This window comes from Micromonospora sp. NRRL B-16802 (assembly GCF_001279555.1).
GTDB classification, from domain to species: Bacteria; Actinomycetota; Actinomycetes; order Mycobacteriales; family Micromonosporaceae; genus Micromonospora; species Micromonospora profundi.
This window is the reverse complement of record NZ_LGEB01000086.1, coordinates 141,662-166,609: the sequence shown is the minus strand read 5'-3', so window position 1 is coordinate 166,609 and position 24,948 is coordinate 141,662. Positions and strand designations below refer to the sequence as shown.

Annotated in this window: 25 protein-coding genes; 14 read left to right on the top strand and 11 right to left on the bottom strand. The window is 71.4% G+C overall.

What is annotated here, in order from left to right; genetic code table 11:
* Complete coding sequence (locus tag ADK66_RS23910; protein ID WP_053658999.1) at window positions 1-1,296, bottom strand: ABC transporter substrate-binding protein; 1,296 nt, start codon at window positions 1,294-1,296, stop codon at window positions 1-3.
* A 159-nt stretch (window positions 1,297-1,455) separates the two neighbouring features.
* Here ADK66_RS23910 and ADK66_RS23905 point away from each other — a divergent pair, with 159 nt between their 5' ends.
* The 8 genes from ADK66_RS23905 to ADK66_RS23870 all read left to right on the top strand — a co-directional run bounded on the left by ADK66_RS23905 (window position 1,456) and on the right by ADK66_RS23870 (window position 8,022).
* Window positions 1,456-2,202: an SDR family NAD(P)-dependent oxidoreductase gene (locus tag ADK66_RS23905; protein ID WP_053658997.1), complete on the top strand. Its 747-nt coding sequence runs from the start codon at window positions 1,456-1,458 to the stop codon at window positions 2,200-2,202.
* A 39-nt stretch (window positions 2,203-2,241) separates the two neighbouring features.
* The gene (locus ADK66_RS23900; protein WP_053658995.1) at window positions 2,242-2,952 is read left to right on the top strand and encodes a FadR/GntR family transcriptional regulator; all 711 of its coding nucleotides are present in this window, start codon (window positions 2,242-2,244) and stop codon (window positions 2,950-2,952) included.
* Complete coding sequence (dgoD, locus tag ADK66_RS23895) at window positions 2,949-4,094, top strand: galactonate dehydratase (RefSeq protein ID WP_053658993.1); 1,146 nt, start codon at window positions 2,949-2,951, stop codon at window positions 4,092-4,094. Before ADK66_RS23900 ends, dgoD begins: the two co-directional genes overlap by 4 nt.
* Window positions 4,088-4,927 carry a hypothetical protein gene (locus ADK66_RS23890; RefSeq protein WP_053658991.1) on the top strand — a complete coding sequence of 280 codons (840 nt, stop codon included), beginning with the start codon at window positions 4,088-4,090 and terminating at the stop codon, window positions 4,925-4,927. The genes dgoD and ADK66_RS23890 overlap by 7 nt, the downstream gene beginning before the upstream one ends.
* 11 nt (window positions 4,928-4,938) lie before the next feature.
* Entirely contained in the window at window positions 4,939-5,559 is a 621-nt protein-coding gene (locus ADK66_RS23885) for a bifunctional 4-hydroxy-2-oxoglutarate aldolase/2-dehydro-3-deoxy-phosphogluconate aldolase (RefSeq protein WP_053658989.1), read from the top strand.
* Window positions 5,556-6,497, top strand: a complete 942-nt coding sequence (locus ADK66_RS23880; protein ID WP_082377629.1) for a sugar kinase — start codon at window positions 5,556-5,558, stop codon at window positions 6,495-6,497. Before ADK66_RS23885 ends, ADK66_RS23880 begins: the two co-directional genes overlap by 4 nt.
* 48 nt (window positions 6,498-6,545) lie before the next feature.
* Entirely contained in the window at window positions 6,546-7,418 is an 873-nt protein-coding gene (locus ADK66_RS23875; RefSeq protein ID WP_053658988.1) for an SMP-30/gluconolactonase/LRE family protein, read from the top strand.
* A 79-nt stretch (window positions 7,419-7,497) separates the two neighbouring features.
* Window positions 7,498-8,022: a DUF421 domain-containing protein gene (locus ADK66_RS23870; protein WP_053658986.1), complete on the top strand. Its 525-nt coding sequence runs from the start codon at window positions 7,498-7,500 to the stop codon at window positions 8,020-8,022.
* A gap of 62 nt (window positions 8,023-8,084) precedes the next feature.
* Here the strand turns inward: ADK66_RS23870 and ADK66_RS23865 are convergent, their stop codons facing one another.
* Complete coding sequence (locus ADK66_RS23865; protein ID WP_053658984.1) at window positions 8,085-8,840, bottom strand: dienelactone hydrolase family protein; 756 nt, start codon at window positions 8,838-8,840, stop codon at window positions 8,085-8,087.
* A gap of 242 nt (window positions 8,841-9,082) precedes the next feature.
* On the opposite strand from ADK66_RS23865, the gene ADK66_RS23860 reads away from it, so the two are divergent.
* Both ADK66_RS23860 and ADK66_RS23855 read left to right on the top strand, forming a co-directional pair.
* Window positions 9,083-9,493 carry a hypothetical protein gene (locus ADK66_RS23860; RefSeq protein ID WP_157552874.1) on the top strand — a complete coding sequence of 137 codons (411 nt, stop codon included), beginning with the start codon at window positions 9,083-9,085 and terminating at the stop codon, window positions 9,491-9,493.
* 74 nt (window positions 9,494-9,567) lie between these two features.
* Window positions 9,568-9,939, top strand: coding sequence for an SAV_915 family protein (locus ADK66_RS23855; RefSeq protein ID WP_157552871.1), 372 nt, complete (start codon window positions 9,568-9,570; stop codon window positions 9,937-9,939).
* On the opposite strand, the gene ADK66_RS23850 is transcribed toward ADK66_RS23855, so the two are convergent.
* From ADK66_RS23850 to ADK66_RS23820, 7 genes are all read right to left on the bottom strand, one after another.
* On the bottom strand, window positions 9,902-10,582 hold the full coding sequence (locus tag ADK66_RS23850) for a response regulator (RefSeq protein WP_053658977.1): 681 nt from the start codon (window positions 10,580-10,582) through the stop codon (window positions 9,902-9,904). The genes ADK66_RS23855 and ADK66_RS23850 overlap by 38 nt on opposite strands.
* Window positions 10,579-13,128, bottom strand: coding sequence for a DUF4118 domain-containing protein (locus ADK66_RS23845; RefSeq protein WP_053658975.1), 2,550 nt, complete (start codon window positions 13,126-13,128; stop codon window positions 10,579-10,581). Before ADK66_RS23845 ends, ADK66_RS23850 begins: the two co-directional genes overlap by 4 nt.
* Before the next feature lie 76 nt (window positions 13,129-13,204).
* Window positions 13,205-14,086 (bottom strand): potassium-transporting ATPase subunit C, encoded by an 882-nt coding sequence (locus ADK66_RS23840; protein WP_053658973.1) that lies wholly within the window; start codon window positions 14,084-14,086, stop codon window positions 13,205-13,207.
* The gene (gene kdpB / locus ADK66_RS23835; protein WP_053658971.1) at window positions 14,086-16,269 is read right to left on the bottom strand and encodes a potassium-transporting ATPase subunit KdpB; all 2,184 of its coding nucleotides are present in this window, start codon (window positions 16,267-16,269) and stop codon (window positions 14,086-14,088) included. Before kdpB ends, ADK66_RS23840 begins: the two co-directional genes overlap by 1 nt.
* Window positions 16,270-16,289: 20 nt before the next feature.
* The gene (kdpA, locus tag ADK66_RS23830; RefSeq protein WP_053658969.1) at window positions 16,290-17,945 is read right to left on the bottom strand and encodes a potassium-transporting ATPase subunit KdpA; all 1,656 of its coding nucleotides are present in this window, start codon (window positions 17,943-17,945) and stop codon (window positions 16,290-16,292) included.
* Window positions 17,945-18,034 carry a K(+)-transporting ATPase subunit F gene (gene kdpF, locus ADK66_RS23825; protein ID WP_036390805.1) on the bottom strand — a complete coding sequence of 30 codons (90 nt, stop codon included), beginning with the start codon at window positions 18,032-18,034 and terminating at the stop codon, window positions 17,945-17,947. Before kdpF ends, kdpA begins: the two co-directional genes overlap by 1 nt.
* A 331-nt stretch (window positions 18,035-18,365) precedes the next feature.
* The gene (locus ADK66_RS23820) at window positions 18,366-19,406 is read right to left on the bottom strand and encodes a TRM11 family methyltransferase (protein WP_053658967.1); all 1,041 of its coding nucleotides are present in this window, start codon (window positions 19,404-19,406) and stop codon (window positions 18,366-18,368) included.
* 72 nt (window positions 19,407-19,478) lie between these two features.
* Here ADK66_RS23820 and ADK66_RS23815 point away from each other — a divergent pair, with 72 nt between their 5' ends.
* Window positions 19,479-20,288, top strand: a complete 810-nt coding sequence (locus tag ADK66_RS23815; protein WP_053659435.1) for a zf-HC2 domain-containing protein — start codon at window positions 19,479-19,481, stop codon at window positions 20,286-20,288.
* An 11-nt stretch (window positions 20,289-20,299) separates the two neighbouring features.
* Here the strand turns inward: ADK66_RS23815 and ADK66_RS23810 are convergent, their stop codons facing one another.
* Together ADK66_RS23810 and ADK66_RS23805 are read right to left on the bottom strand one after the other, a co-directional pair.
* The gene (locus ADK66_RS23810; protein WP_053658965.1) at window positions 20,300-20,944 is read right to left on the bottom strand and encodes a TetR/AcrR family transcriptional regulator; all 645 of its coding nucleotides are present in this window, start codon (window positions 20,942-20,944) and stop codon (window positions 20,300-20,302) included.
* A gap of 96 nt (window positions 20,945-21,040) precedes the next feature.
* A complete protein-coding gene (locus tag ADK66_RS23805; protein WP_053658963.1) occupies window positions 21,041-21,439 on the bottom strand; it encodes a VOC family protein in 399 nt (132 codons plus the stop codon).
* A gap of 100 nt (window positions 21,440-21,539) precedes the next feature.
* Here ADK66_RS23805 and ADK66_RS23800 point away from each other — a divergent pair, with 100 nt between their 5' ends.
* From ADK66_RS23800 to ADK66_RS23790, 3 genes are read left to right on the top strand one after another with little or no spacing between them, the layout of a single operon-like run.
* Entirely contained in the window at window positions 21,540-22,517 is a 978-nt protein-coding gene (locus tag ADK66_RS23800) for a YafY family protein (RefSeq protein ID WP_053658961.1), read from the top strand.
* A gap of 58 nt (window positions 22,518-22,575) precedes the next feature.
* Window positions 22,576-23,736 (top strand): acyl-CoA dehydrogenase family protein, encoded by a 1,161-nt coding sequence (locus ADK66_RS23795; protein WP_053658959.1) that lies wholly within the window; start codon window positions 22,576-22,578, stop codon window positions 23,734-23,736.
* Window positions 23,726-24,940 carry an acetyl-CoA C-acetyltransferase gene (locus tag ADK66_RS23790; protein WP_053658958.1) on the top strand — a complete coding sequence of 405 codons (1,215 nt, stop codon included), beginning with the start codon at window positions 23,726-23,728 and terminating at the stop codon, window positions 24,938-24,940. Before ADK66_RS23795 ends, ADK66_RS23790 begins: the two co-directional genes overlap by 11 nt.
* Window positions 24,941-24,948: the final 8 nt, after the last annotated feature.

Below are 24,948 nucleotides of genomic sequence, written 5' to 3'. Positions count from 1 at the left end.
TCAGCCCTTGAAGACCTTCTCGGCGGCGGCCTGCCACTCCCGCAGGATCGCGTCGATCTGGTCCGGCTTGTCGATGAACTTGGTAAGCGCGGTGTCCGCGGTCGGCTGGAGCGCGTCGCTTGAGTCGCGGTTGAAGAACTGGGTCAGCTCCTTGGCCTCGTCGAGCATCGCCTTGCCCTTGACCACGAGCGGAGAGTCCGACGCTCTGGCCTTCGGGTTGGCCGGCAGCACGATGCCGGAGCTGGCCTTCACGTACGCCTCCTGCGCTTCGACCGAGGACAGGTAGGTGAGCAGCGCCTTCGTACCGGTCGGGTTGGCGGTCTTCGCGCTGGCGAAGAAGCCGTCAGTGGGGGCCTCCTCGGCGAGCGGCACCGCCGGGTCGATGATCGGGAACCGGAAGAAGTCCAGGTCGCCGAGGGCGTCCTTGGGTGCCGCGTCGGCGAAGAACGTGCCGATCAGGAACATGCCGGTCTTGCCGGCCAGCAGCGCTGTGGTCGCCTCCTGGAACGGGTACGCCTTGCCCTTGGGGTCGAAGTAGGGCAGGGCCTCCCGCCAGCGGGTGAAGACCGCCTTGACCCTGGGGTCGTCGAAGCGCTGCTTGCCGGCGAGCAACTCGCGGTGGAACGGCGCGCCGTTGATCCGGATGTTGAGGTAGTCGAACCAGGCCGAGGCCACCCACGGGGTGTCGCCGAGGCCGATGCCGATCGGCGGGACGCCCTTGCTCTTCAGCGTCTCGCACAGGGCCAGGAAGTCGGTCCAGGTCTTCGGCTCCTGCACGCCCCACTTGGCGAAGTTGGACTTACGGTAGAAGAAGCCCCACCAGTAGTTGTTCATCGGTACGAAGACCTGCTTGCCGCTGCCGTCGGTGGAGAGCGTCCGCAGCGACTGCGGGTAGTCGCCAAGTGACTTCCAGACATCGGAGACGTCCAGCAGCAGGTTGCGGCTCGCGTAGTCGTTTGCGACCGAGCCCGCGTACCAGGTGTAGAGGTCCGGCGGGTTGGCGGAGGTGAGGTAGGTCGGCAACTGGGTGCGGAAGGTCTCCGAGGCGACCGTGTTGAGGCTCGCCGTGCCCTTGCCCTGCGCGTTGAAGCTCTCGATCAGCTTCTCCATCGCCGCCTTGGCCTGCGGCGAGGAGAGGTTCGACTGGATGGTCACCGCGCCGGAGCCGTTGCCCGTCGTCGGCCCGCTTGCCGAGCTGGCGCACGCGCTGAGCAACGAGCCGGCGCCAAGGGCGCCGAGGCCGGCAAGCCCGAGGTGGCCAAGGAATCGCCGGCGACCGGGGTCGAAGTCGCTCACGAGGGTGTCCTTCCTCTACGACACGCAACGTCACGACGCCATGTGTCGGCCATGTGAATGTGTGTGACCAGAAGGTTGCATCGGCCCTCGCCGGCTGTCAAGATATCTTCGTAATTAATGATTAGTTGATACCGACACCACGGTCAGGGAGGTCAGCCTATGCGCCGCCTCGAAGGGAAGAATGCCCTGGTCACCGGAGCCATGGGCGGGATCGGCACGGCCATCGCCCGGCGGCTGGCCGCCGAGGGAGCCGCCGTCGCGCTGCTCGACGTGACCGACCCGGGCCCGCTGGCCGCCGAGTTGACAGCACGCGGCGACCGGGCACTGTCCGTAATGGGCGACGTCAGTGTGGACGCCGACTGGTCGACCGCCGTGGCCGCCGTCCGGGCGGGCCTCGGTCCGGTGGACATCCTGATCAGCACGGCCTACGCGGTGCAGGTCGCCCCGGCCCACGAGACCAGCCGGCAGTCCTGGGACCACCAGCTCGGCGTCAGCCTCACCGGCTCCTTCCTCGGCGTCCGCGCCTGCCTCGACGACCTGCGGGAACGGTCCGGAGCGGTGGTGCTGATCTCGTCGGTGCACGCCCTGGTCGGGCTGCCCGGCCGTCCCGCGTACGCGGCGGCCAAGGGCGGCCTGGTCGCGCTCGGCCGCCAGCTCGCCGTGGAGTACGGCCCGCGGGTCCGGGTCAACACGGTGCTGCCCGGCCCGATCTTCACCGCCGCCTGGGCGGACGTGTCCGAAGAGGACCGTCAGCGCAGCGTCGAGGAGACCGTCGCGAAGCGGTTCGGCACACCCGAGGAGGTGGCCGCGACGGTGGCTTTCCTCGCCTCACCGGATGCCGCCTACGTCACCGGCGCGAGCCTAGTGGTGGACGGTGGCTGGACAGCGGTGAAAACCTCGGCCTGAAAGATCGAACCCGACACCAGCGAAAAGGCCGGAAGACCATTGGCACAGTATGCAAGCCGCGGCGTCCACGGACAGACCGTCGAGGCCATCGCCCGCCGCATCCTCACCGGTGAGATCGCCGCCGGGTCGACATTGAACATCGCCGCCCTTCAGGAGGAGTTCGACGTCAGCCTGACGGCGCTGCGCGAGGCGCTGAAGGTCCTCTCGGCCAAGGGCATCGTCGACGCCAGGCAGAAGCGCGGCACGTTCGTCCGGCCGCGAGCCGACTGGAACCTGCTCGACGGTGACGTGATCCGCTGGCAGTTCGCCGAGGGCCCCCACGAAACGCTGCTCGACCAACTGCACGAGGTCCGCGCCATCATCGAGCCGGCCGCCGCGCGGCTGGCAGCCCGCCGGTGCACCGACGACGACATCGCCGCACTGGACCAGGCACTGGCCGAGATGGCCGAGGCCGAGGGCGACCCCACGGCCGCCGTCGCCGCCGACCTCTCCTTCCACCGCGGGCTGCTCGCCGCCACCCACAACGAGCTGCTGGAACGCATGGAAGTGGTGATGGAGACGGGCCTCGCCGAACGGGATCGGCTCGTACACGGCGGTGCCGCCCACGACGACCCGGTGCCGAGTCACCGCGCCGTGGTCGACGCGCTGCGCGCCCGGGACGAGACGGCGGCCGAGACCGCAATGCGTGAGTTGCTGGACAAGGCCGTCCGCGACGTCGAAAAGGCACGGGGACGAAGGGGCAGTCAGTGAAGATCGAGCGGATCGAGACCTTCCTGGTCGCGCCACGGTGGTTGTTCTGCCGGGTGGAGACCGACGACGGGCTCGTGGGGTGGGGTGAGCCGGTAGTCGAGGGACGCGCCGAGGTGGTGCGCAGCGCCGTCGAGGTGCTCTCCGAATATCTGATCGGCGAGGATCCACTTCGGATAGAGCAGCACTGGCAGGTGCTCACCAAGGGTGGCTTCTATCGCGGCGGCCCGATCCTTTCCAGCGCGGTCGCCGGCCTCGACCAGGCACTGTGGGACATCGCCGGGCAGGCGTACGGCGCGCCGGTGCACGCACTGCTCGGCGGGCCGGTGCGCGACCGGGTGCGGATCTACTCGTGGATCGGCGGGGACGAGCCCGATGAGGTGGCCGACGCCGCCGCCGCGCAGGTCGCCGCGGGTCTCACAGGCGTCAAGATGAACGCCTGCGGGCGACTCTCTCCCATCCCCACCTCCGCCGAGGTGGACGCGGTGGTCGGTCGGGTCGCCGCCGCCCGCGAGGTGCTCGGCCCCGAGCGGGACATCGCCCTGGACTTCCACGGCAGAGCCGGGATGGCCGCCGTCCGCCGGATCCTGCCCGAACTGGCCGGGCTGCGCCCACTCTTCGTGGAGGAGCCGGTCCTGCCCGACCAGGCCCACCACCTGCGGGACATCGTGGCCGGCACCCCGATCCCGGTGGCCACCGGCGAACGCCTCTACGGCCGCTCCGAATTCCTCAGCCCGTTGCAGGCAGGGGTCGCCGTGGTGCAGCCGGACCTGTCGCACGCCGGTGGCATCTCCGAGGTCCGCCGGATCGCCGCGCTGGCCGAGACGTACGGCGCGCTGCTCGCCCCGCACTGCCCGCTCGGGCCGATCTCGCTGGCGGCGAGCCTCCAGGTGGCCTTCGCGACGCCGAACTTCCTGATTCAGGAACAGAGCATCGGCATCCACTACAACGTTGGTTCGGAGCTTCTGGACTACGTGGTCGACCGGGAGCCGTTCCGGTTCGTGGACGGGCACATCGCCCGCTTCGACCGGCCCGGCCTGGGCATCACTGTGGACGAGGCGGCGGTCCGCGAGGCCGCGCGTACACCGCATGCCTGGCGCAACCCGGTCTGGCAGCACCGCGACGGATCGTTCGCCGAATGGTGACCGGCCCGACGCGGGTCCCGCTGCGCGTGGAGTACGACGCGGCCCGCGGCGGCCGGTGGACCCGCCTGCACGGCGGCGACCGGCAGTGGCTGTGGCGGGGCCCGGAGCCGGGCCGCCACGAGGTACGCCCCGGCGACCCGTTCGTCGACGCCGGAGGGCTGGAGGAGTGCCTGCCCACAGTGCGCGGCGAGCCCGACCACGGCGAGGTGTGGTCCCGCCCGTGGCGAACCGCTGGCCCTGGCACCGTGGTCATCGAGCGGCCGGCGTTCACATTGACCCGCCGGATCAGCGACTCCGGCGGGGTGGTGGTGGCCGACTACCGGCTGGCCGCCGACCCGGGATACCGCTTCGTGTGGGCCGCGCACGCCCTGCTCGGCCTCTCCCCCGACGCCCACCTCGACGCGCCCGCCGGCACCCCCACCCGGTTGCACCCGGAGGCCGCCGCCCTGCTGCCGCCCGGCGCCTGGCCCACCGGCAGCCCGTGGCTGACCGGTACGTGGCCCGCTCCGGCCGGGCTACCGCTGGACACGTTCGGCCCCGACGACGGGACCGCGGTCGGGGCGGTGCTGCTCGACTGCCCGAAGGTCCAGGTGATCGACAGCCCCGACCGGCTGACACTGGAGTTGGAGTGTGACGGGCAGCCCCGCAGCACCGCGCTCTGGCGCAACCTGGGCGGCTGGCCGGCCGTCGCCCCCTACCGAAGCGTCGGGGTCGAGCCGATGCTCGGCGCCGCCTTCGACCTGGCCGACGCCGGCCCGCACGACGCGGCGATCGTCCCACCCGCTGGCGAGGTTGCCTGGCGGCTCACCATTTCCGCCCACCGCATCCACTGAGGACATTCGCGATGAACCTGCTCGACGAGCTGCGTACCCACCGGTTGCTGGCAATCGTGCGCGGCCCGGACCCGGCGGCCGCGCTGGCCTCGGTGCTCACCCTGGCCGACAGCGGCGTCGCGCTGATCGAGGTCTCCCTGACCAGCGCGGACGCCCTCAGCATCATCCGGGGCGCCCGGATCGCGCTCGGACCCGACTTCGCGCTGGGCGCGGGCACCGTGCTCAGCGTCGAAGACGCCCGCGCGGCAGCCGACGCGGGCGCAGGCTTCCTGGTCACCCCGGCGGTGGCACCGAGCGTCGTCGAGGGCGTCCGACTCGGTCTGGCCGTGCTGGCCGGCGCGCTCACCCCCACCGAGGTCGTACGGGCCGCAAGCGACGGGGCCACGGCGATCAAGCTGTTCCCTGCCTCTCTCGGCGGTCCCGACTACCTGGGTGCGCTGCGCGACCCGTTCCCCGACACCGCGTTCGTGCCGGTGGGCGGGGTGGACGCGGACAGCGTCCGGCGCTACCTGGACCGGGGAGCGGTGGCGGTCGGGGTCGGCTCACCTCTCCTCGGCGATGCCGTCCGTGGCGGCGACCGCGCGGCGCTGCGCGAGCGGGCCGCCACCTTCGTCGCGGCGGTCCGCTCGTGACCGACCTGGTCACCCTCGGCGAGACGATGGCGGCCTTCCGCACCACCGGGCCGTTGCGGCTGGGCGGCACCGCCGGGATCTCCGTGGCCGGGTCCGAGTCGACAGTGGCGATCGGGCTGGCCCGGCTCGGCCACCACGCGGCGTGGGTCGGGGTCACCGGCGCGGACGAGCCCGGTGCACTGGTCCGCCGCACGCTGCGCGCCGAAGGCGTCGACCTGACCTGGGCCCGTGTCGACCCGACGGCCCCCACCGGGCTGATCCTCTTCGAGGCCCGGGTCGCCGACATCAACCGGGTCACCTATCACCGCGCCGGCTCCGCCGGGTCCCGGCTGCGCCCCGCCGACGTCACGCCGGCGTTCGACACGCCGGCCCGACCGCCCCGGCTGCTGCACGTCACCGGCATCACCTGCGCGCTCGGCGCGGAGCCGTACGACGCGGTGGTGACGGCGGTGCGGCTCGCGCGTGCGGCGGGCAGCACCGTCTGTCTGGACGTCAACCACCGCAACCGGCTCTGGTCGGTCGGCGAGGCGGCCGCCGCGCTGCGACCGCTGCTGCCCTCGATCGACCTGGTCGTCGCCTCCGACGACGAGCTGGCTGTCCTCACCGACGCCGCCGACCCGATCGCTGCGCTGCACGCGGCCGGCGTGACCGAGGTCGTCGTGAAGCACGGCGCTGGCGGGGCCACCAGCCACAGCGCCACCGGCACCGTGCACCGGCCGGCCCGCCAGGTTCCGGTGGTGGACACCGTGGGGGCCGGCGACGCCTTCGTGGCCGGGCTACTCTCCGGCTGGCTGGATGGCGACGACGTACCGGCGCGGCTGGACCGGGCGGTCACCACCGGCGCGTTCGCGGTCGCCACCCGGGGCGACTGGGAGGGCCTGCCCGACCGGGCGGAGCTGGCGCTACTCGACCACGGGCCGGGCGGCACTATCCGCTGACCGGCGCGGCGGCCGACCTCGACCGCCGGAGATCGTTGGAGGAGCACGATGGAGCTGACCGAACCGACCGTCTGGGCCCCTGACCTGTTGGAGCTGGGCGAAGGGCTGCGCTGGGTCGACGACCGGCTGGTCCTGGTCGACCTGCTCGCCGGTCGACTGCTGGAGACCGACGGAGACCGCCCCGGCCCGCTGCGGGAGCTGCGCCGCCTTGACGTTCCGCTCGGCGCGGTCGCCCCGCTGGCCGGCCGTGTCGGCGACTGGCTGGCCGCCGCCGGCACCGGCGTCACGGTGCTGCCCGCCACCGGCGACGCCCGACCGGTCGCCGACCTGGTCGCCGACGCACCCGAGCCGACCCGGATGAACGACGCGGTCGCCGACCCGCACGGCCGTTTCTGGGCCGGCAGCATGACGTACGCGGTACTGCCCGGCCAGGGCACTCTCTACCTGCTCGCCCCGGGCGCGGCACCGGTGCCGGCGGTGACCGGGCTGACCATCCCGAACGGGCCGGCGTTCGATGCCACCGGCACCACCATGTACCTGGCCGACACTCCGCGCGGCGAGGTCGACCGGTTCACAGTCGACAGGACCACCGGTGCCCTGCACGGGCGGGAACCGTTCCTGCGACTCGCCGACTCCGACGGCTCCCCGGACGGGATGACAGTCGACGCGGCGGGCCACCTCTGGGTCGCGCTGTGGGGCGGCTCGGCGGTACGCCGTTACCGGCCCGACGGGACGCTGGACCGCCACATCCAGCTCCCCGCCCGCCAGCCGGCCGGCATCTGCCTGGGCGGCCCCGACCTGCGCCGGCTCTTCATCGGGACCGCCCGACTCGGGCTCACCGAGCCAGGCGCCACGGACGGTGCGCTGCTCGCGGTCGACGTCGAGGTCCCCGGCCTGCCCACCGCTACCGCCACCGGCTGATCCGGCCCCGCCGCGCAGGTGCCGAGCAGCAGGAGGCTGCCGGGAGGCATGGCTGGGCGGCCGGCGGGTAGCCCGTCGGATGGCCGACTGGGGCAAGGTGTTCATCCCGGACACCCCGGTGTTGGAGATCCTGGTACGGGGCAGCGTCATGTACCTCGCCCTGTTCACGCTCCTGCGGGTCATCCTCAAGCGGGAGAGCGGCACCACCGGCGTCACCGACCTGCTGGTGATCGTGCTGCTCGCCGATGCCGCGCAGAACGGAATGTCCGGCGGCTACAACTCGATCACCGACGGGTTGCTGCTGGTCGGGGTGATCATCGGTTGGTCGTACCTGTTGAACGCCGTCGCGTACCGCTGGCAGGCCGCCGCGCGGCTGATCCGGCCCAGCTCGCTGGTGCTTGTCCGCGACGGGGAGATCATGCGGGAGAACATGCGCCGTGAGCTGATCACCAACGAGGAGCTGCACACCCTGCTACGCCAGCAGGGCGTCTCCGACCTGGCGGACGTCCGCGAGGTGCGGATGGAGCCCGACGGTCGGTTCAGCGTCACCACCCGTACGCCGGGGCGGCCCCGCAACGGACGCAACGCGGGCGGTTTCGGCTGACGCCGGACACGCCGTACACCAGTTGTGGCGGTGTTGTCCGGCCCGCAGCCGTCCCGCTGGCCTCAGCTTGTCGGCAGGTTGCGGTCCAGCAGGTCGAACAGGGCGGCCCAGTGCCGTTCGGTGGCCTGCTCGTTGTAGGCCGGGGTGTCGGACATGGTGTAGCCGTGGTGGGCGCCCTCGTACAGCTCCGAGCGGTAGCGCACACCTGCGGTGTCGAGCGCCTTCTCCAGGGTGGCGATCTGCTCGGGCGTCATCGACTGGTCGTTGTCCGCGTGCCCGAAGTACACCTCGCCGGTAATCGAGCCGACGCCCAGGTGAGGGCTGTCCGGCTCGTCGAGGACGATTCGCCCACCGTGGAAACTCGCCGCCGCGACGATCCGGTCCGGGTGCGCCTCGATTGCCCGCAGCGCGTTCATGCCGCCCATGCAGTAGCCGGTGATCGCGACCGGGCCGGGCCGGACGTCGTCGCGGGCGGCCAGGAAGTCGAGGTACGCGGCGGTGTCCCGGCTGATCACGTCGGCGGTCAGCGCGCGGATCAGCGGGATGACCTTCTCGAAGATCGCGCTGCGCTGGTCGGCGTCGCCGAGGCGGGACAGGTCGACAAGTGGTGCCCGGCCAGCCCGGTAGAGCAGGTTGGGCGTCACCACCAGGTAGCCGCGGGAGGCGATCCGTTCCGCCATCTCGACCAGGCGCGGGCGCGGGCCGAAGGCGTCCATGTAGAGCAGCACCGCCGGGAACGGGCCGTCCTCGTCCGGCCGGGTCAGAGAGGCGTCCGCCACTCCGTCGCCTGTCGGGATGTCCACCGTCGTCGTCTGCACCGGGCCTCCTCGTAAGCCGATCTTGGTCCGTCCGAAACGGTACCCCCCTGGTCAGCGTGCCCGACACCGGTCCGCCAGCCAGTGGCGCCGGTCCCTCCCGCTTTGACCGCCGCCCGGCTTCAGGCGGCTCAGTTTCCCGCAGCCGATCGGGCGCGTGAACAGCGCGTCAAGAACGGGCGACGACCCGTCGAAACGGCGTATAGGCGGGCCCATCTCCACCGACCGGTGGTGACGATGGGTCCATGAGTCCTTGGCGGATGACGCGCTGGGAACGGGGGCACCCGTTGCCGGCCACTGACCCGGACAGCGGCCCGGCCGAGCACTCCACGGGTGCGGGCGAGCCGGATCGCCGGCACGAGGCGCTGGTGAGCGTCCGGCTCGGCCCGTCCGCGCCCGGCAGTCACCTTGTGGAGTACCTGCGGCACGAGCCCTGCGCCGTCGCCGCGTGGTGGATCGCCGCCGACGTCGACGCCGTGGTGCGGCTCTCCGCCGACAGCATGACAGTGCTGCACCGCGCCGTGGCCGACCTGCGTCGCCGCGCCGGGGTGGAGGTCACGGTGGCGCACCACATCCTCCGCGCGCTCGACCTGACCGATCCGGCGGAGCCGCGTACGGCGCAGGACACCAGGGCCTGGGCGGCACCCGCCGCATGAGCCTCCCCACCATTGCCCGCCGGGGATCGGCGGGCGCTTACCGCCGTGGGATCGACAGAGAGGACCAACCGACGATGGACGAGGCAGCGATAAGGTACGCCGTTCCGGTGCGGAATCTGCCGGGACGGCAGGTACGGACGGTGCGGACCGGCCGTTCACCGCAGGGGCAGCGGGTGGGGATCGCCTTCACCCGGGTCGAGTTGCTCGTCGCCGCGATGGGTGCGGACCAGCAGTGGGAGGAACTCTGCGAGTCGGCGTTGCGGGGCATGTTGCGCCCGCTCGGCATCGACCGGATCCAGGTCGACCCGCTGCTGGTGGCGCCACCGCTCCCCGAAAGCATCGGCGACCGGGCGGCACCGACCGCGCCGGTCCGGGTGCCCGCCCTGGCGGCCACCGCAGGCGCCCAGGTCAGGGGCGGTAGCGGTAGCCCATTCCCGGCTCGGTGATGAGATGCCGGGGGCGGGCCGGGTCGTCCTCCAGCTTGCGCCGCAACTGGGCCAGGTACTGCCGCAGGTAGTTGGTCTCGTTCTGGTACTCCGGCCCCCACACCTCCTGCAGGAGCTGCCGCTGGCTGACAAGCTTGCCGGGGTGCCGCACCAGCTTCTCCAGCACGCTCCACTGGGTGGGTGTCAGCTTGACCTCGGTGCCGTCGTCCCGCCGTACGCTGCGGTCGGCCAGGTCGACCGTGTGCTGGCCGATCCGCAGTGCCGGCACCGCCTCGCTTGACGTACCCAGCCGTCGGGTGACCGCGCGGATGCGGGCCAGCAGTTCCTCCACGCCGAACGGCTTGGTGACGTAGTCGTCGGCACCGGCGTCGAGCGCCGCCACCTTGTCCTCGCTGCCGGCCCGACCGGAGAGCACGATGATCGGCACGGCCGTCCATCCGCGTAGGCCACGGATCACCTCCACGCCGTCGATGTCGGGCAGGCCGAGGTCCAGCACCACAAGGTCCGGCGGGTGGGTGGCGGCGGCCTTCAACGCGGCCGCGCCGGTGCCGGCGACGTCCACGTCGTACCGGCGGGCACGCAGGTTGATCCGCAGGGCACGCAGGATCTGCGGTTCGTCGTCGACGACAAGGATGCGCGTCATTCCTGCGGCCCCTCCGAGCTGGACTGCGCGGCGGGCAGCCGCAGCACCAGGGTGAGCCCACCGCCGGGGGTGGTCTCCGGGATGATGCTGCCACCCATCGCCTCGACAAGCCCCCGGGACAGGGCGAGACCGAGACCGACACCGGTCTGGTTGTCCCTGTCACCGAGGCGTTGGAACGGCAGGAAGACGTTCTCCCACTGGTCCTCCGGGATGCCCGGCCCCCGGTCGATCACCCGCAGCTCCACCTGCCCGGCGTGCGCGCTCGCGGTGATCGTGGGTGGCTTGTCGGGTGGGCTGTAGCGCAGCGCGTTGGCGACGATGTTGACCAGCACCCGTTCCAGCAGGCCCGGGTCGGCGGTGGCGGCCGGTAGGTCGGCCGGGATGTCAGTGGCGACGGTCGCGGCCGCCGGGCCAAGTTCGTCCAACGCCAGGGGTACGGCGTCCTCCAGTCCGATCGCGGTAGCGGTGATGCCGAGGACGCCGGCCTGGAGTCGACTCATGTCCAGGAGGTTGGCGACCAGCCGGGCGAGGCGGTCAAGCGACTCCTCGGCGGTCTCCAGCAACTCCTCTCGGTCGGACTCGTCGAACTCGATGTCGTGGCTGCGCAGACTGGTGACGGCTGCCTTCGCCGACGCCAGCGGCGTACGCAGGTCGTGGCTGACCGCGGCGAGCAGCGCGGTGCGCATGCGGTCTGCCGCGGCGAGGGGCTTGGCGGTGGCGGCTTCCTCGGCGAGCCGTTCCTGGCGCAGCGCGACGGCGGCCTGGGCGGCGAACGCCTCGACGATCCGCCGGTCGGCGGCCTCCAGTCGGCGGCCGCTGAGCACGACGGTGATCCGGTCGTCGACGGGTACCGCCGTCTCGCCGCCGTCGGGCGTGCAGGCAGGCTCCTCGCCGACACTGGCCACGACGCACCAGGCGTGCTCCTCGCGGGACCGGTCGGGACGGCCACTGGCCTCCTCGGCCAACTCCAGCACGCTCACCGCGCGCAGCCCGAATGTTTCCCGGAGCTGGTCCAGCAGGGCGGGCAACGGGCGTTCGCCGCGCAGGACGCCACCGGCAACGGCCGCGAGGGTCTGCGCGTCGGCGGCGGCGCGGGCGGCCTCGCGGGTACGCCGGGCGGCCACGTCGACGACCCAGCTCACCGCCAACGCCACGCCGACGAAGACGGCCAGGGCGAGCAGGTTGTCCGCCTCGGCGATTGTCAACGTGCGGTAGGGCGGTGTGAAGAACCAGTTGAGCAGCAACGAGCCGCCCAGCGCGGCGACAAGCGCCGGCCACACGCCACCGACGAGTGCGACCCCGACGACTCCGGCGAGGAACAGCAGGATGTCGTTGGTGAGCGTCAGGTCGGGCAGCGTCCTCAACAGCAGGGTGAGCAGGGGCATGCCCAGCGCGGCCAGGACGAAGCCGAGCAGCCTCCGGCGTCGGGACAGCGCGGCCGGCACCGCCGCCGCCCGGCGACCCTTGCCTGCCTGCTTGTGGGTGACAAGGTGCACGTCGATCGACCCGGAGAGCGCGGTGGTGGTCACCCCGACGCCCCGGGCGAAGATCTGCGCGAGACGCCCACGCCGGCTGGCGCCGAGAACCAGTTGGGTGGCGTTCACGCCCTGGGCGAAGTCCAGCAGCGCGGCCGGCACGTCGGTGCCGAGCACCTGGTGGTAGGTGCCGCCGAGGCTCTCCACGAGCACCCGCTGGCGGGCGAGTTGGGCCGGGTCCGCGCCGGCCAGGCCGTCGCTGCGGGCGACGTGCACGGCGAGCAGGTCGGCACCCTTGCTGCGGGCGGCGACGCGGGCGGCGCGGCGGATCAGCGTCTCGCCCTCCGGGCCGCCGGTAAGCGCCACCACCACACGTTCCCGGGCCTCCCAGGTCGCGGCGATGCCCTGCTGGCTGCGGTACACCTCAAGCTGCTCGTCGACCTTGTCGGCCAGCCAGAGCAGCGCCAGCTCGCGCAACGCGGTGAGGTTGCCGACCCGGAAGTAGTTGCCGAGCGCGGCGTCGATCTTGTCGGGGCGGTAGATGTTGCCGTGCGCCATCCGGCGGCGCAGCGCCTCGGGTGTCATGTCGACAAGCTCGACCTGCTCGGCGGCGCGGACGATCTCGTCCGGCACCGTCTCCCGCTGGGTGGTGCCGGTGATCTGCGCGACGACGTCGTTCACCGACTCCAGGTGCTGCACGTTGACCGTGGACAGCACGTCGATGCCCGCGTCGAGCAGTTCCTGGACGTCCTGCCAGCGCTTGTCGTGCCGCGAGCCGGGCACGTTCGTGTGTGCCAGCTCGTCGACCACAGCGATCTCCGGCCTGCGGGCCAGCACCGCGTCCAGGTCCATCTCGGTGAACTCGGCGCTCCGGTAGGTCATCGTGCGGCGGGGCACCTGCTCCAATTCGCCGACCATGGCGGCGGTCTGCTGCCGGCCGTGGGTCTCCACGAAGCCGATCACCACGTCGGTGCCGCGCGCGGCTCGCCGCTGGGCCTCCTCCAGCATGGCGTACGTCTTGCCGACGCCCGGGGCGGCTCCGAGGTAGATGCGCAGTTCTCCGCGTGGCACGGAACCATCCTCTCCGATCAGAAGGAAGGGCCCCTTCTTAACGCGAGGCGTTAAGAAGGGGCCCTTCCTTACGCATTCAGCGTGCGGGGTACTGCTTGTCGAGCGCGATGTTCAACTCCAGGACGTTCACCCCCGGCTCGCCCATGAAGCCGAGCGCGCGTCCGCCGGTGTGCTCCCGCACGAGCTTGCGGACGGCCGCGGGGTCCGCGCCGCGTTCCCGCGCCACCCGGTTGACCTGCAATTCGGCGTACGCCGGGCTGATCTGGGGGTCGAGGCCGCTGCCGCTGGCGGTGACCGCGTCGGCGGGCACTGCCGGCTCGGCGGGGGCGTCGCCGCGGATCGGGGTGATCACACCGCCGGCGGCCACGTAGTCCTCGCCGGGCTGGGCCAGCTCCACAGGCATCCCCTGGTACGAGGACACGAACGGGGTGGCCGGGGAGACCTGGTTGACGCTGACCACCCGGGTGACGGGGCCGGTCAGGCCGTCGGCGCGGAAGACCGCGAGCACCGCGCCGACCCCGTCGTCGGTGCAGAAGGGACGGCTGCCGTCGACGCCGTTCAGCTCGCCGACCGACCGGCTGCGCCCGCAGACCTGGGTGAGCAGGCTTTCGCTGGACTCCTCCGGGTCGGTTGCCAGGGTGTCGACGACGCTCTCCGGGCCGAGGTTGCTGGCCGCGGTGGAGGTCGGGTCGTAGCCGTCTCCGGCAGCCGACGGGCGGGACTGGAAGTAGCGGCCGATGGGGTTGCCGTCGGCGTCGGTGAAGGACTGGCCGATCAGCGAGCTGCCGATCGTCGTCCCGCCCGAGGTGATCAGCGAGCCGTCGGCCTTGTGGTTGAGGCCGGGCAGTTGACCGACCGCGACCAGGGCCAGCGGGTAGACCAGCCCGAGCAGCACAGTGAACACGAGTACGGCGCGCAGGGCGGCGAGGTGTTGGGCGATCCAGGTGGGTAGGCGCATCACGAAATCCCCGGGACGAACTGGATGAGCAGGTCGATGAGCTTGATCCCGATGAACGGCACGATGATGCCGCCCAGGCCGTACACCAGCAGGTTGCGGCTGAGCAGCTTCGACGCGGCGGCCGGCCGGTACCGCACGCCGCGCAGGGCGAGCGGGATCAGCGCGATGATCACCAGGGCGTTGAAGATGACGGCGGACAGGATCGCCGACTCCGGGCTGGCCAGCCGCATGATGTTGAGGGCGTCCAGGCTCGGGTAGAGGCCGGCGAACATGGCCGGGATGATCGCGAAGTACTTCGCGATGTCGTTGGAGATGCTGAACGTGGTGAGCGCTCCGCGGGTGATCAGCAACTGCTTGCCGATCTCCACGATCTCGATGAGCTTCGTCGGGTCGGAGTCGAGGTCGACCATGTTGCCGGCCTCCTTGGCGGCCGACGTACCGGTGTTCATCGCCACCCCGACGTCGGCCTGGGCGAGTGCCGGCGCGTCGTTGGTGCCGTCGCCGGTCATGGCGACCAGCCGGCCGCCCTCCTGCTCCCGCTTGATCAGCGCGAGCTTGTCCTCCGGTGTCGCCTCGGCCAGGAAGTCGTCCACCCCGGCCTCGTCGGCGATGGCCTTCGCGGTACGCGGGTTGTCGCCAGTGATCATCACGGTACGGATGCCCATGCGGCGCATCTCGTCGAACCGCTCCCGCATGCCGGCCTTCACGACGTCCTTGAGGTGGATGACGCCCAGCGCGCGGGCGGGCTCCCCGTCGACGTGCTCGGCGACCACGAGCGGGGTGCCGCCGGTGCTGCTGATCGCGTCCACGATCTCGCCGACCTGCTCGGTCGGGTGGCCGCCGTTCTCCCGTACCCACTTCATCACGGCGGCGGCGGCGCCCTTGCGGACCCGGCGGGCAGTGCCCACCGCTCCCCCGTCCACGCTGCCGTCCGGGGTCAGGTCGACGCCGCTCATCCGGGTCTGCGCGGTGAACGGCACGAAGGTGGCGTGCGGCATCACGCCGGCCTCGCGCTCGCGCAGCCCGAACTCGTTCTTCGCCAGCACTACCACCGAGCGCCCCTCGGGGGTCTCGTCGGCCAGGCTGGACAGCTGGGCGGCGTCGGCCATCGCCTCGACGGCGACCCCTTCGACGGGTACGAACTCGGCGGCCTGCCGGTTGCCGAGCGTGATGGTGCCGGTCTTGTCCAGCAGCAGGGTGTTGACGTCGCCGGCCGCCTCGACGGCCCGGCCACTCATGGCCAGGACGTTGCGCTGCACGAGCCGGTCCATGCCGGCGATGCCGATGGCCGAGAGCAGCGCGCCGATGGTGGTCGGGATGAGGCAGACAAGCAGCGAGATGAGCACGATCCCGGTGACGCCGGAGTCGGTGATCGCCCCGCTGTCCGGTGCCGCCGCCTGGTACGCCTTGGAGAAGATCGCCAGCGGCTGGAGGGTGACAACTGCCAGCAGGAAGATGATCGTGAGCGCGGAGAGCAGGATGTTCAGCGCGATCTCGTTCGGTGTCTTCTGCCGGTTGGCGCCCTCGACCAGGGCGATCATCCGGTCGATGAAGCTCTCCCCCGGCTTCTGGGTGATCTTCACGATGATCCGGTCGGAGAGCACCCTGGTGCCGCCGGTGACAGCGCTGCGGTCACCGCCGGACTCGCGGATGACCGGAGCCGACTCGCCGGTGATTGCCGACTCGTCGACGCTGGCGATGCCCTCCACGATGTCGCCGTCGCCGGGGATGATGCCGCCCGCCTCGACGAGTACGACGTCGCCCTGACGCAACTCCGGGGCTGCGACGGCCTCGTCGGTGTAGCTGTTGGCCCGCGCGCCGGGCTTCCAGCCGACCAGCCGGGTGGCGATGGTGTCCTTCTTGGCCTGCCGCAGTGTCGCGGCCTGCGCCTTGCCCCGCCCTTCGGCGACGGCCTCGGCCAGGTTGGCGAAGAGCACTGTCAGCCAGAGCCAGACGGTGATCGCCCAGGCGAACACCGACGGGTCGGTCACCGCCAGGACCGTGGTGAAGGCCGCGCCGACCTCGACGATCAGCATCACCGGGTTGCGCCACATGGTGGCCGGGTTGAGCTTGCGTACGGCGTCCGGCAGGGACCGGATGAGCTGCTGGGGGTCGAGCAGGCCTCCGCCGACCCGCTTGCCCTGGTCGGCTGCGGTGGCGAGCTGCCCGGATGTCACGGACATGTCCTCGTTCCTCATGATGGTCAGAGCCCTTCTGCCAGCGGGCCGAGCGCGAGCGCGGGCAGGAAGGTCAGCGCGACGAGGACGACTGTGACGCCGACGACCATCCCGACGAACAGCGGACGGTGGGTCGGCAGAGTGCCCTCGGACGCGGGGGTGGGTGCCTGGCGGGCCAGCGAGCCGGCGAGCGCGAGCACGAAGATGATCGGCAGGAAGCGGCCCAGCAGCATGCACAACCCGAGCGCGGTGTCCCACCAGGTGGTGTTGACCGTGATGCCGCCGAAGGCGGAGCCGTTGTTGTTGCTGGCCGAGGTGAACGCGTAGAGCACCTCGGAGAGGCCGTGCGGGCCGACGTTGAGCGCTGTGGAGTTGTTGCCTGTGGCGAACGCCGCCGCCGTGCCGACAAGCACCAGGATCGGCGTGATCAGGAAGTACAGCGAGGCGAACTTGATCTCCCGTGAGCCGATCTTCTTGCCCAGGTACTCGGGCGTGCGACCCACCATCAGGCCGGCCACGAAGACCGTGATCACCGCGAGGATGAGCAGGCCGTACAGGCCGGAGCCGGTGCCGCCCGGCGCGACCTCGCCGAGCATCATGTTGACCATCGTCATCATGCCGCCGAGCGAGGTGAACGAGTCGTGGAACGAGTTCACAGCGCCGGTCGAGGTGAGCGTGGTGGCGGCGGCGAAGGTCGCCGAGTTCGAGACGTCGAACCGCACCTCCTTGCCCTCCAGAGCCGCGCCGACCGCCTGCGGCACCGTGCCGTGGCCGGCCAGCTCGAAGACGTTGGTGAGGGCGACGCTTGCGAACGCGAGGATGCCCATCACGGCGGCGATCGCGTAACCCTGCCGGTTCTGCCCGACCATCCGGCCGAACACCCGGGGCAGGCTGAACGGGATCAGCAGGATCAGGAAGATCTGGAGCCAGTTCGTCCACGAGGTGGGGTTCTCGAACGGGTGGGCGCTGTTGGCGTTGTAGAAGCCGCCGCCGTTGGTGCCCAGCTCCTTGATCACTTCCTGGCTGGCGACCGGCCCGCCGGTGATGGTCTGGGAGCCGCCGGTGAGCGTCGTGACGTCGGTGCCGCCGGACAGGTTCTGCACCACCCCGCCGATCATCAGCGCGATGGCGCCGAGCACCGCGATCGGCAGCAGGATCCGCAGCACGATCCGGGTCAGGTCGACCCAGAAGTTGCCGAGCTGCCCGGTGCGGCTGCGGGCGAACCCGCGTACCAGCGCGACCGCCACCGAGATGCCGACCGCCGCCGAGACGAAGTTCTGCACCGCCAGGCCGGCCATCTGCACCAGGTGGCCCATCGTCGACTCACCCGAGTACGACTGCCAGTTGGTGTTCGTCACGAACGACACGGCGGTGTTCCACGCGCCGTGCGGCACCACCGCGTCGAAGCCCAGCGACAGCCACAGGTGGTTCTGCACCCGCTGGAAGAGGTACAGGAACAGGATCGAGGTGGCGGAGAACGCCAGCACGCTGCGGGCGTACACGCCCCAGGTCTGCTCGGCGGCCGGGTTGACCCCGACCAGTCGGTAGATCCCCCGCTCGACCCGGGACTGCCGGGTGCCGGAGACCGCCCGGAACATGTAGTCGCCGAACGGCTTGTAGACGGCGACGATGGCCGCCACCAGCGTCAGCACGAAGATGACGCCCGCTGTTGTCATGGTCATCAGAAGCGCTCCGGGAACAACAGGGCGAACACCAGGAACGCGCCCAGGACGATCGCGAGCACCAGGCCGACGGCGTTGACCGCGTTCACAGCTTCTCCACCGCCCGGATCACCAGGGCGAGCGCTGCGAACAGCGCCACCGTCAGGACCACGAACACCACGTCAGACACGCTGACTCCTCAGACCGGCTAGGTTCCTCGCGACCGCCTTCCGGTCGCGCGGGGCAATCAAAGCCCCGCTACGCGCCGGTCGGCAGGGGTCGTGACGCGACCATGACGGCGGCGAACCGTTTCTTGACGCGGTTTTCACACCGGCCCACCAAATGGGTAGGATCCGGACAAAATGGCAGCAACAGGGCGGAAGGCCGCTGCGGAGTGGGCAGTCAGCCCGGCGAGGGCGGTGGCGGGGTGCGGTGGGCCGGTCAGACCGGGCGGCGGGCCACAAGCACGTCGCGCATGATCGACTGATCCACCCGGTGCCGCAGCGCGTGGTAGGGCTCCGCGTCGACAACGCTCAGGCCGGCGTCGACGAGCGCCGCCGCCGCGTCGTCCCTGCTTGCCACGTGGGTGTTCCAGGAGATGCCGAGCGCCCCGCCGGGCCGCAGCAGCCGCGCCCAGACCGGCGCGGCGTCCGCGAGCAGCGCCAGCGGGTCACGCGACAACCCCTGATCGGCGGTACGACTGCCGTGCTGCACGCCGTACGGGGCGTCCGCCACGATCAGGTCGACGGTCTCCGGGCGGAAGAACTCCGCCGACCTGGTGGTGTCCGCGTTGACCACGTCCAGCAGTTGCGTACGACCGGCCTTGTGCTCCTCGCGGGTCGGTGCCAGCTCGATCCGCACCCGGCGGCCGACAACCTTGCGCTCCCGCCGTACCGGACCCGACTCCAGCACCCGATGCTTGATCCGCTTCTGCTTCAGCCAGGTGGTGATGAACGCCCGGTACGCCTCGACGTCCTTCTGGTCGCGCTCCACCCCGGCGGCGTCGAAGCCGTACATCAGCGCCTGGTTGAGGGTGGTGCCCCGACCGCACAGCGGGTCGAGCACCCGGAACCGCCGGCTGGTCAGCTCGCCGGCCCAGTCCGAGGCGAGCAGCGTGACGTTGAGCAGCAGCTTGGTGAACTGCTCGTTGGTCTTGCCCGGGTACTTCTGGATGGTGAGCAGGTCGTCGTCGTAGCGGTCCAGCCGGCTCCACTCGACCGGGCGCAGCAGGTCGCCGACGATCTCGAACAGCGCGTACCCGGCGGAGAGATTGCCCAGGACGGCGAAGTCACGCTCGGTCAGCCCGTCACCGGTGAACGTGACGTAGGACGCCCCACCGACGACCTCGGTGTCCAACTCACCGATCCGACCGTCGAGCGCCGAGCGTCCGAAGATCTCCAGCTCGGCCCGGGTGAGGTCGACGGCGGATCGGGCGTACACCCGGTTGGTGGCGGGCAGGATCAGCAGGCCGTAGCGCGTCATGGTCCGGCGAGTATTCCACAACGGGTGACGGTCGCCGGGAACCGGAGCGGCCGCCGGAGCGACTACCGGTACATGGGGTGTGAGCAGTGGCGGGAGGTCCTGTCCGCGCAGCTGGACGGGGAGGAGACCGCCGCCGAACGGGCGGCGGCGCAGGGGCACCTCGACGGGTGCGCCGATTGCCGGGCCTGGTTCACGGCGGCGGTCGCGGTGACCCGTCGGGTTCGGACCCGTTTGGTCACCGACGTGCCCGACCGGACCGCCGCGATCCTGGCCGCCGCCACCGCGGAGGCTCCGGCCCGCAGGCAGTGGTGGCGGCGCCTGGCCGGTCGCGGGCGGCTGGCGGTCGGACGCGGCCGGCTGGTCGCCGGGCTGCGCGGGGCGCTCGGGCTGCTCGGCGCGGTGCAGCTGGTGCTCGGCCTGGCCCAGGTGGGCCGGGGCGCGGCTGCCGATCACCTGCACCCCGCCGGCCAGCACCTCTGGCACGAGTCGGCCGCCTGGAACGTCGCGGTGGGTGCCGGCTTCCTCTTCGTCGCGGTACGCCGCAGCCCGCCGGCCGGACTGCTGCCGATGCTCAGCGCGTTCGTCGGCACGCTGCTGCTGCTCTCGGTGAACGACCTGGCCACCGGCTCGGTGGGCGGGGAGCGGCTGGTCAGCCACGGCTTCCTGGTGGTCGGCTACCTGATCACCGTGCTGCTGTCCCGCCCCGGTCTGCGCCCGGGTGGGCCCTCGCCGCAGCGGCAACAGGCACCGTCACGCTGGCGGTTCCGCGCCGACGAGGTGGACCAGCCGCTGCGGGTGGTCCGCTCCGAGCCGTACGCCGGACAGGCCGCCGACCGCCATGCCGCTCCGGCGGCGCGGACCGGTGGCCGGCGCGCGGCCTGAGCGCGCGCTCCTCAGTTGTGCGGCCGCGCTGACCCGTCGTCGGCGATGACCTGCGGGATGACCTGCTCGACGATTGTCAGCAGCGTGGTGGTGAGCAGCAGGTGCACCTGGGGGCGGGTCAGCGCGCCGCGCTGGAGCCACTCCCGGGCGGTCGAGATCGCCAGGCCGCAGTACGCCCGGACCATCCCGCGTAGCTCCTCGTGGTGCTCCGCCTCGTCGGCGAGCCCGACGGCGACGAGCATCCGGTCGGCGGCGACCTCCTCGGCCTCGGCGAGCACCCGCTCCACGTCGGCGTCGCCGCCCATCCCCCGCGCCGTGACGGCGGCCAGCCAGGAGGTGCTGTGCCGGGACACCACGTCGAGGAACCAGGTGACGCTGGCGTCGACGCGGGTGTGCAGGTCGCCCTTTGGCAGCCGTTCCACGGCGACCTCGGGGATGGTCACCATGACCCGGACGACCTCCAGGTAGAGGTCCTTCTTCGCGCCGAAATAGTGGTTGACCAGGCCACGGGCGACACCTGCCTCGCGGGCGACGTCGGTGGTCGACACGTCCGCGTACGGGCGCTCGCCGAACAGCCGGACCGCGCAGGCCAGGATCTGCCCGCGTCGGGCGTCCGGCTCCAGACGGCGGCGGCGCGGAGCCGTCTCGACACTCATCTGCCCGACCCTATCGGCAGCTCACACCGCCGGCTTCGGCGTCGACGGCCCCCGTGCCCTCCTCGGAGCCGCCGGCCTCGATGCCGCGCCGACGGGTCAACGGCGGAACCTCTCGATCGCGGCCGGGGTCACCGGGGTGAAGAAGTTGACCAGGTTGCCGTCGGGGTCGCGGAACAGCAGGGCTCGGTTACCCCAGGGCATGGTCGTCGGCTCGTTCACGAACTCGTCCACCACGCCCTTCAGTTTCCCGTAGAGAGCGTCCACGTCCTCCACGAGAAACTCGATGATCACGCTGTGGTTCTCGGCCGGGCGGGCTGAGCCGGGCGCGAACAGCCCGACGGTGCGGGTGCTGCCGATCGCCAGCGTGCCGTGGGCGGTACGCAACTCGGCGAAGTCCTCGTTGCCCCAGGCCGCCTGCACGCCGGTGATCTTCTCGTAGAAGCCGACCAGGCGGTTGATCTCGTCGGTGATGATGCGGATCGAGACGAAGTCCATGTCTTCTCCCTGCTCGGTGCCCTTCGGTATCGGTCGGTCGGGATCACGGTAGAACAGATACTGGACAGGTTCGGTCCAGTATCTTGATAAAGTTCCGACCGTGGCACGACCGACAGCCCAGGTGCTCGCCCTGCTGGAGCTCCTGCAGTCCGGCGGCGTCCGGACGATGGCCGAGCTTGCCGAGCGCCTTGGCGTCGAACCGCGCACGGTGCGGCGCTACGTGAGTCATCTGGTCGACCTGGACCTGCCGGTGGAGTCGGTGCGCGGCCGCTACGGCGGCTATCGGCTCGCCGCCGGCTATCGCCTGCCGCCGCTGATGTTCAACGACGACGAAGCCCTTGCCGTCCTACTCGGCCTGATCGCCGGCCGCCGTGCCGGGTTGGCGACAGCAACGGGCACGGCGGGTGAAACAGCCGCCGCGAAGATCCGTCGCGTCCTGCCGCCGCGGACCGCGGACCGGCTCGACGCCGCACTCCAGTCCCTCGCCTTCACCGCCGAGCCCGGTGACCTCCCTGCGCCGCGGTCCGACGTACTACTCGCCGTCGCCGAGGCGGTCCGTCATCACCGGCCGATCTCGCTGCAGTACACCTCGGGCAACGGCCGGCGCAGCGTCCGCGTGCTGCATCCGTCCGGGCTGGTCAACCATGCGAGCCGGTGGTACGTCATCGGTGTCGATCCGGATATCGGCGAGGAGCGCACCCTTCGACTCGACCGCATCGCGGACGCGAGACCTCTGCCCGGCTCGTTCGAGCCGCCCGCCGGAAACGATCCGGCCGGGCACCTTCTCACCTCGATGGCACGAGCGCCGTACCAGCACGCCGTGTCGCTGCGGATACAAGGAACAGTCGAGCAGATCCGCAGGCGGCTGCCGGCCAGCGTCGCCGAGGTGCGAGAGGGCGCGGACGAAGGCTGGCAGGACGTGGAGATCCGGGCGGAGAGTCTCGACTGGTTGCCCGGTGTGCTCGCCGCGCTCGATCTGCCGTTCGTCATCGGACGCCCGGACGAACTCCGCGACCGCGTCTTCGCGCTCGCCGAACGGCTGGCGGCCTCGGCACGACGCGAGTCGACCAGCAGCTAACCGCCCGAGTGATCCGCACTTATTGACAGGTTGCCAACAGCGCGCGAGGGTGGGGCGCATGCCCCCACTCGACGGTCCCCCATCGCCCTGGCGGCAGCCGGAGCACGACGACCTCGCCGACCTGGCCCGCACCTTCTTCACCAAGGAGGTGCTGCCGCACACCGAACGCCTGCTGACCCAGGGCCACCCGGACCGCGAGCACTACCGGCGCGCCGGTGAGCTGGGGTTGCTCGGGCTGTCGGTCCCCGAGGAGTACGGCGGTGGCGGCGGCGGCTTCACCCACGAGGCGGTGCTGCTGCACGAGCAGGCGTACACCGGGGAGAGCAGCCTCGGGCTGGCCGTCCACAGTGGCATCGTCACCGGCTACCTGGTGGCGTACGGCAGCGAGGAGCAGAAGCGGCGCTGGTTGCCCGGACTGTGCAGTGGTGAGCTGGTCGGCGCCATCGCGATGACCGAGCCCGACGGCGGCTCCGACCTTCAGGCGATGCGCACCCGGGCGATCCGCGACGGTGACGACTACCTGGTCACCGGCGCGAAGACGTTCATCACCAACGGCGGCCTCGCTGACCTGATCGTCATGGCGGTCAAGACCGACCCCGAGCAGCGGGCCGCCGGCATCTCCCTGCTGGTCTGCGAGGTCGGGGGCGACCCGGAGGGCTTCCGCCGGGGCCGGCTGCTGTCCAAGGTCGGGCTGCACGGCAACGACACCGCCGAGTTGTTCTTCGACGACTTCCGGGTGCCGGCGGCCAACCTGCTGGGCGGCGCCGAAGGGCTGGGCTTCATCCAGATGATGCAGCAGCTTCCCCAGGAGCGCCTGGTCATCGGCGTCGGGGCGGTCGCCGCCATGGAACGCGCCGTCGAACTGACAGTCGCGTACGCCAAGGAGCGCACCGCCTTCGGCAAGCCGCTGATGGGGCACCAGAACACCCGGATGGTGCTCGCCGAGTGCGCCACCCGCACCCGGGTCAGCCGGGTCTTCCTGGACGACTGCATCGTCCGGCACGACCGTGGCGACCTGGACGTGGCGACAGCAGCCATGGCGAAGTCGTGGCTCACCGAGGGTCAGTGCGAGGTCGTGGACCGCTGCCTGCAGATCTTCGGCGGCTACGGCTACACCACCGAGTACCCCATCGCCCGGATGTACGCCGACGCCCGCGTCCAGAAGATCTACGGCGGCACCAACGAGATCATGAAGGAGCTGATCGCCCGTGTCCTCTGAGGCGTACGTCTACGACGCGGTCCGCACCCCGCGCGGACGCGGCCGGGACACCGGCGCGCTGCACGGGGTCAAGCCGATCTCCCTGGTCGTCGGCCTGATCGACGCGCTGCGTGAGCGCAACCCGGGCCTGGACGTCGGGCGGCTGGAGGACCTGCTGCTCGGCATCGTCACCCCGGTCGGCGAGCAGGGCGGTGACCTGGCGCGCGCCGCCGCCCTGTTGGCCGGGCTGCCCGACGAGGTGGGCGGGGTGCAGCTCAACCGGTTCTGCGCCTCCGGGTTGGAGGCGGTCAACTCCGCCGCCGCGCGGATCCGTTCCGGCTGGGAGCACCTGTTGCTGGCCGGCGGGGTGGAGTCGATGTCGCGGGTGCCGATGGGCTCCGACGGTGCGGCCTGGGCCACCGACCCGCAGACGGCGCTTTCCACGTCGTTCGTCCCGCAGGGCGTGAGTGCCGACCTCATCGCCACCATGGAGGGCTTCACCCGCGACGACGTGGACGGCTACGCGCTGCGCTCGCAGGAGCGCGCGGCCAAGGCGTGGGCAGGTGGGCACTTCGCCCGTTCGGTGGTGCCGGTCCGCGACGCCAACGGGCTGGAGATCCTCAGCGTGGACGAGCACCTACGGCCGGACACCACCCGGGAGGCGCTGGCCAAGCTCACGCCGTCCTTCGCCACGATGGGCGAGGCTGCTGGCTTCGACGCTGTCGCGTTGCAGAAGTTCCACTGGCTGGAGGCCATCGAGCACGTCCACCACGCCGGCAACTCGTCGGGAATCGTGGACGGCGCGGCGCTGGTGCTGATCGGCTCGGAGCACGTCGGCCGGGACCTCGGCCTCACCCCGCGCGCGCGGATCGTCGGCGCGGCGGTCACCGGCGCCGACCCGACGCTGATGCTGACCGGCCCGATCCCGGCCACCCACAAGGCGCTCGCCGCCGCCGGCCTGACAGTCGACGACATCGACCTGTTCGAGATCAACGAAGCCTTCGCCGCGGTGGTCCTCAAGTACGTCCGTGACCTGGGCCTGGACCCGGACCGCGTCAACGTCAACGGTGGTGCGATCGCTCTGGGCCATCCGCTCGGCGCGACCGGAGCGATGTTGCTCGGCACCGCGTTGGACGAGCTGGAACGCCGCGATCTGCGCCGCACCGTCGTGACCCTCTGCATCGGCGGCGGCATGGGCGTCGCCACCGTCATCGAGCGCTGCTGAACCGGAGG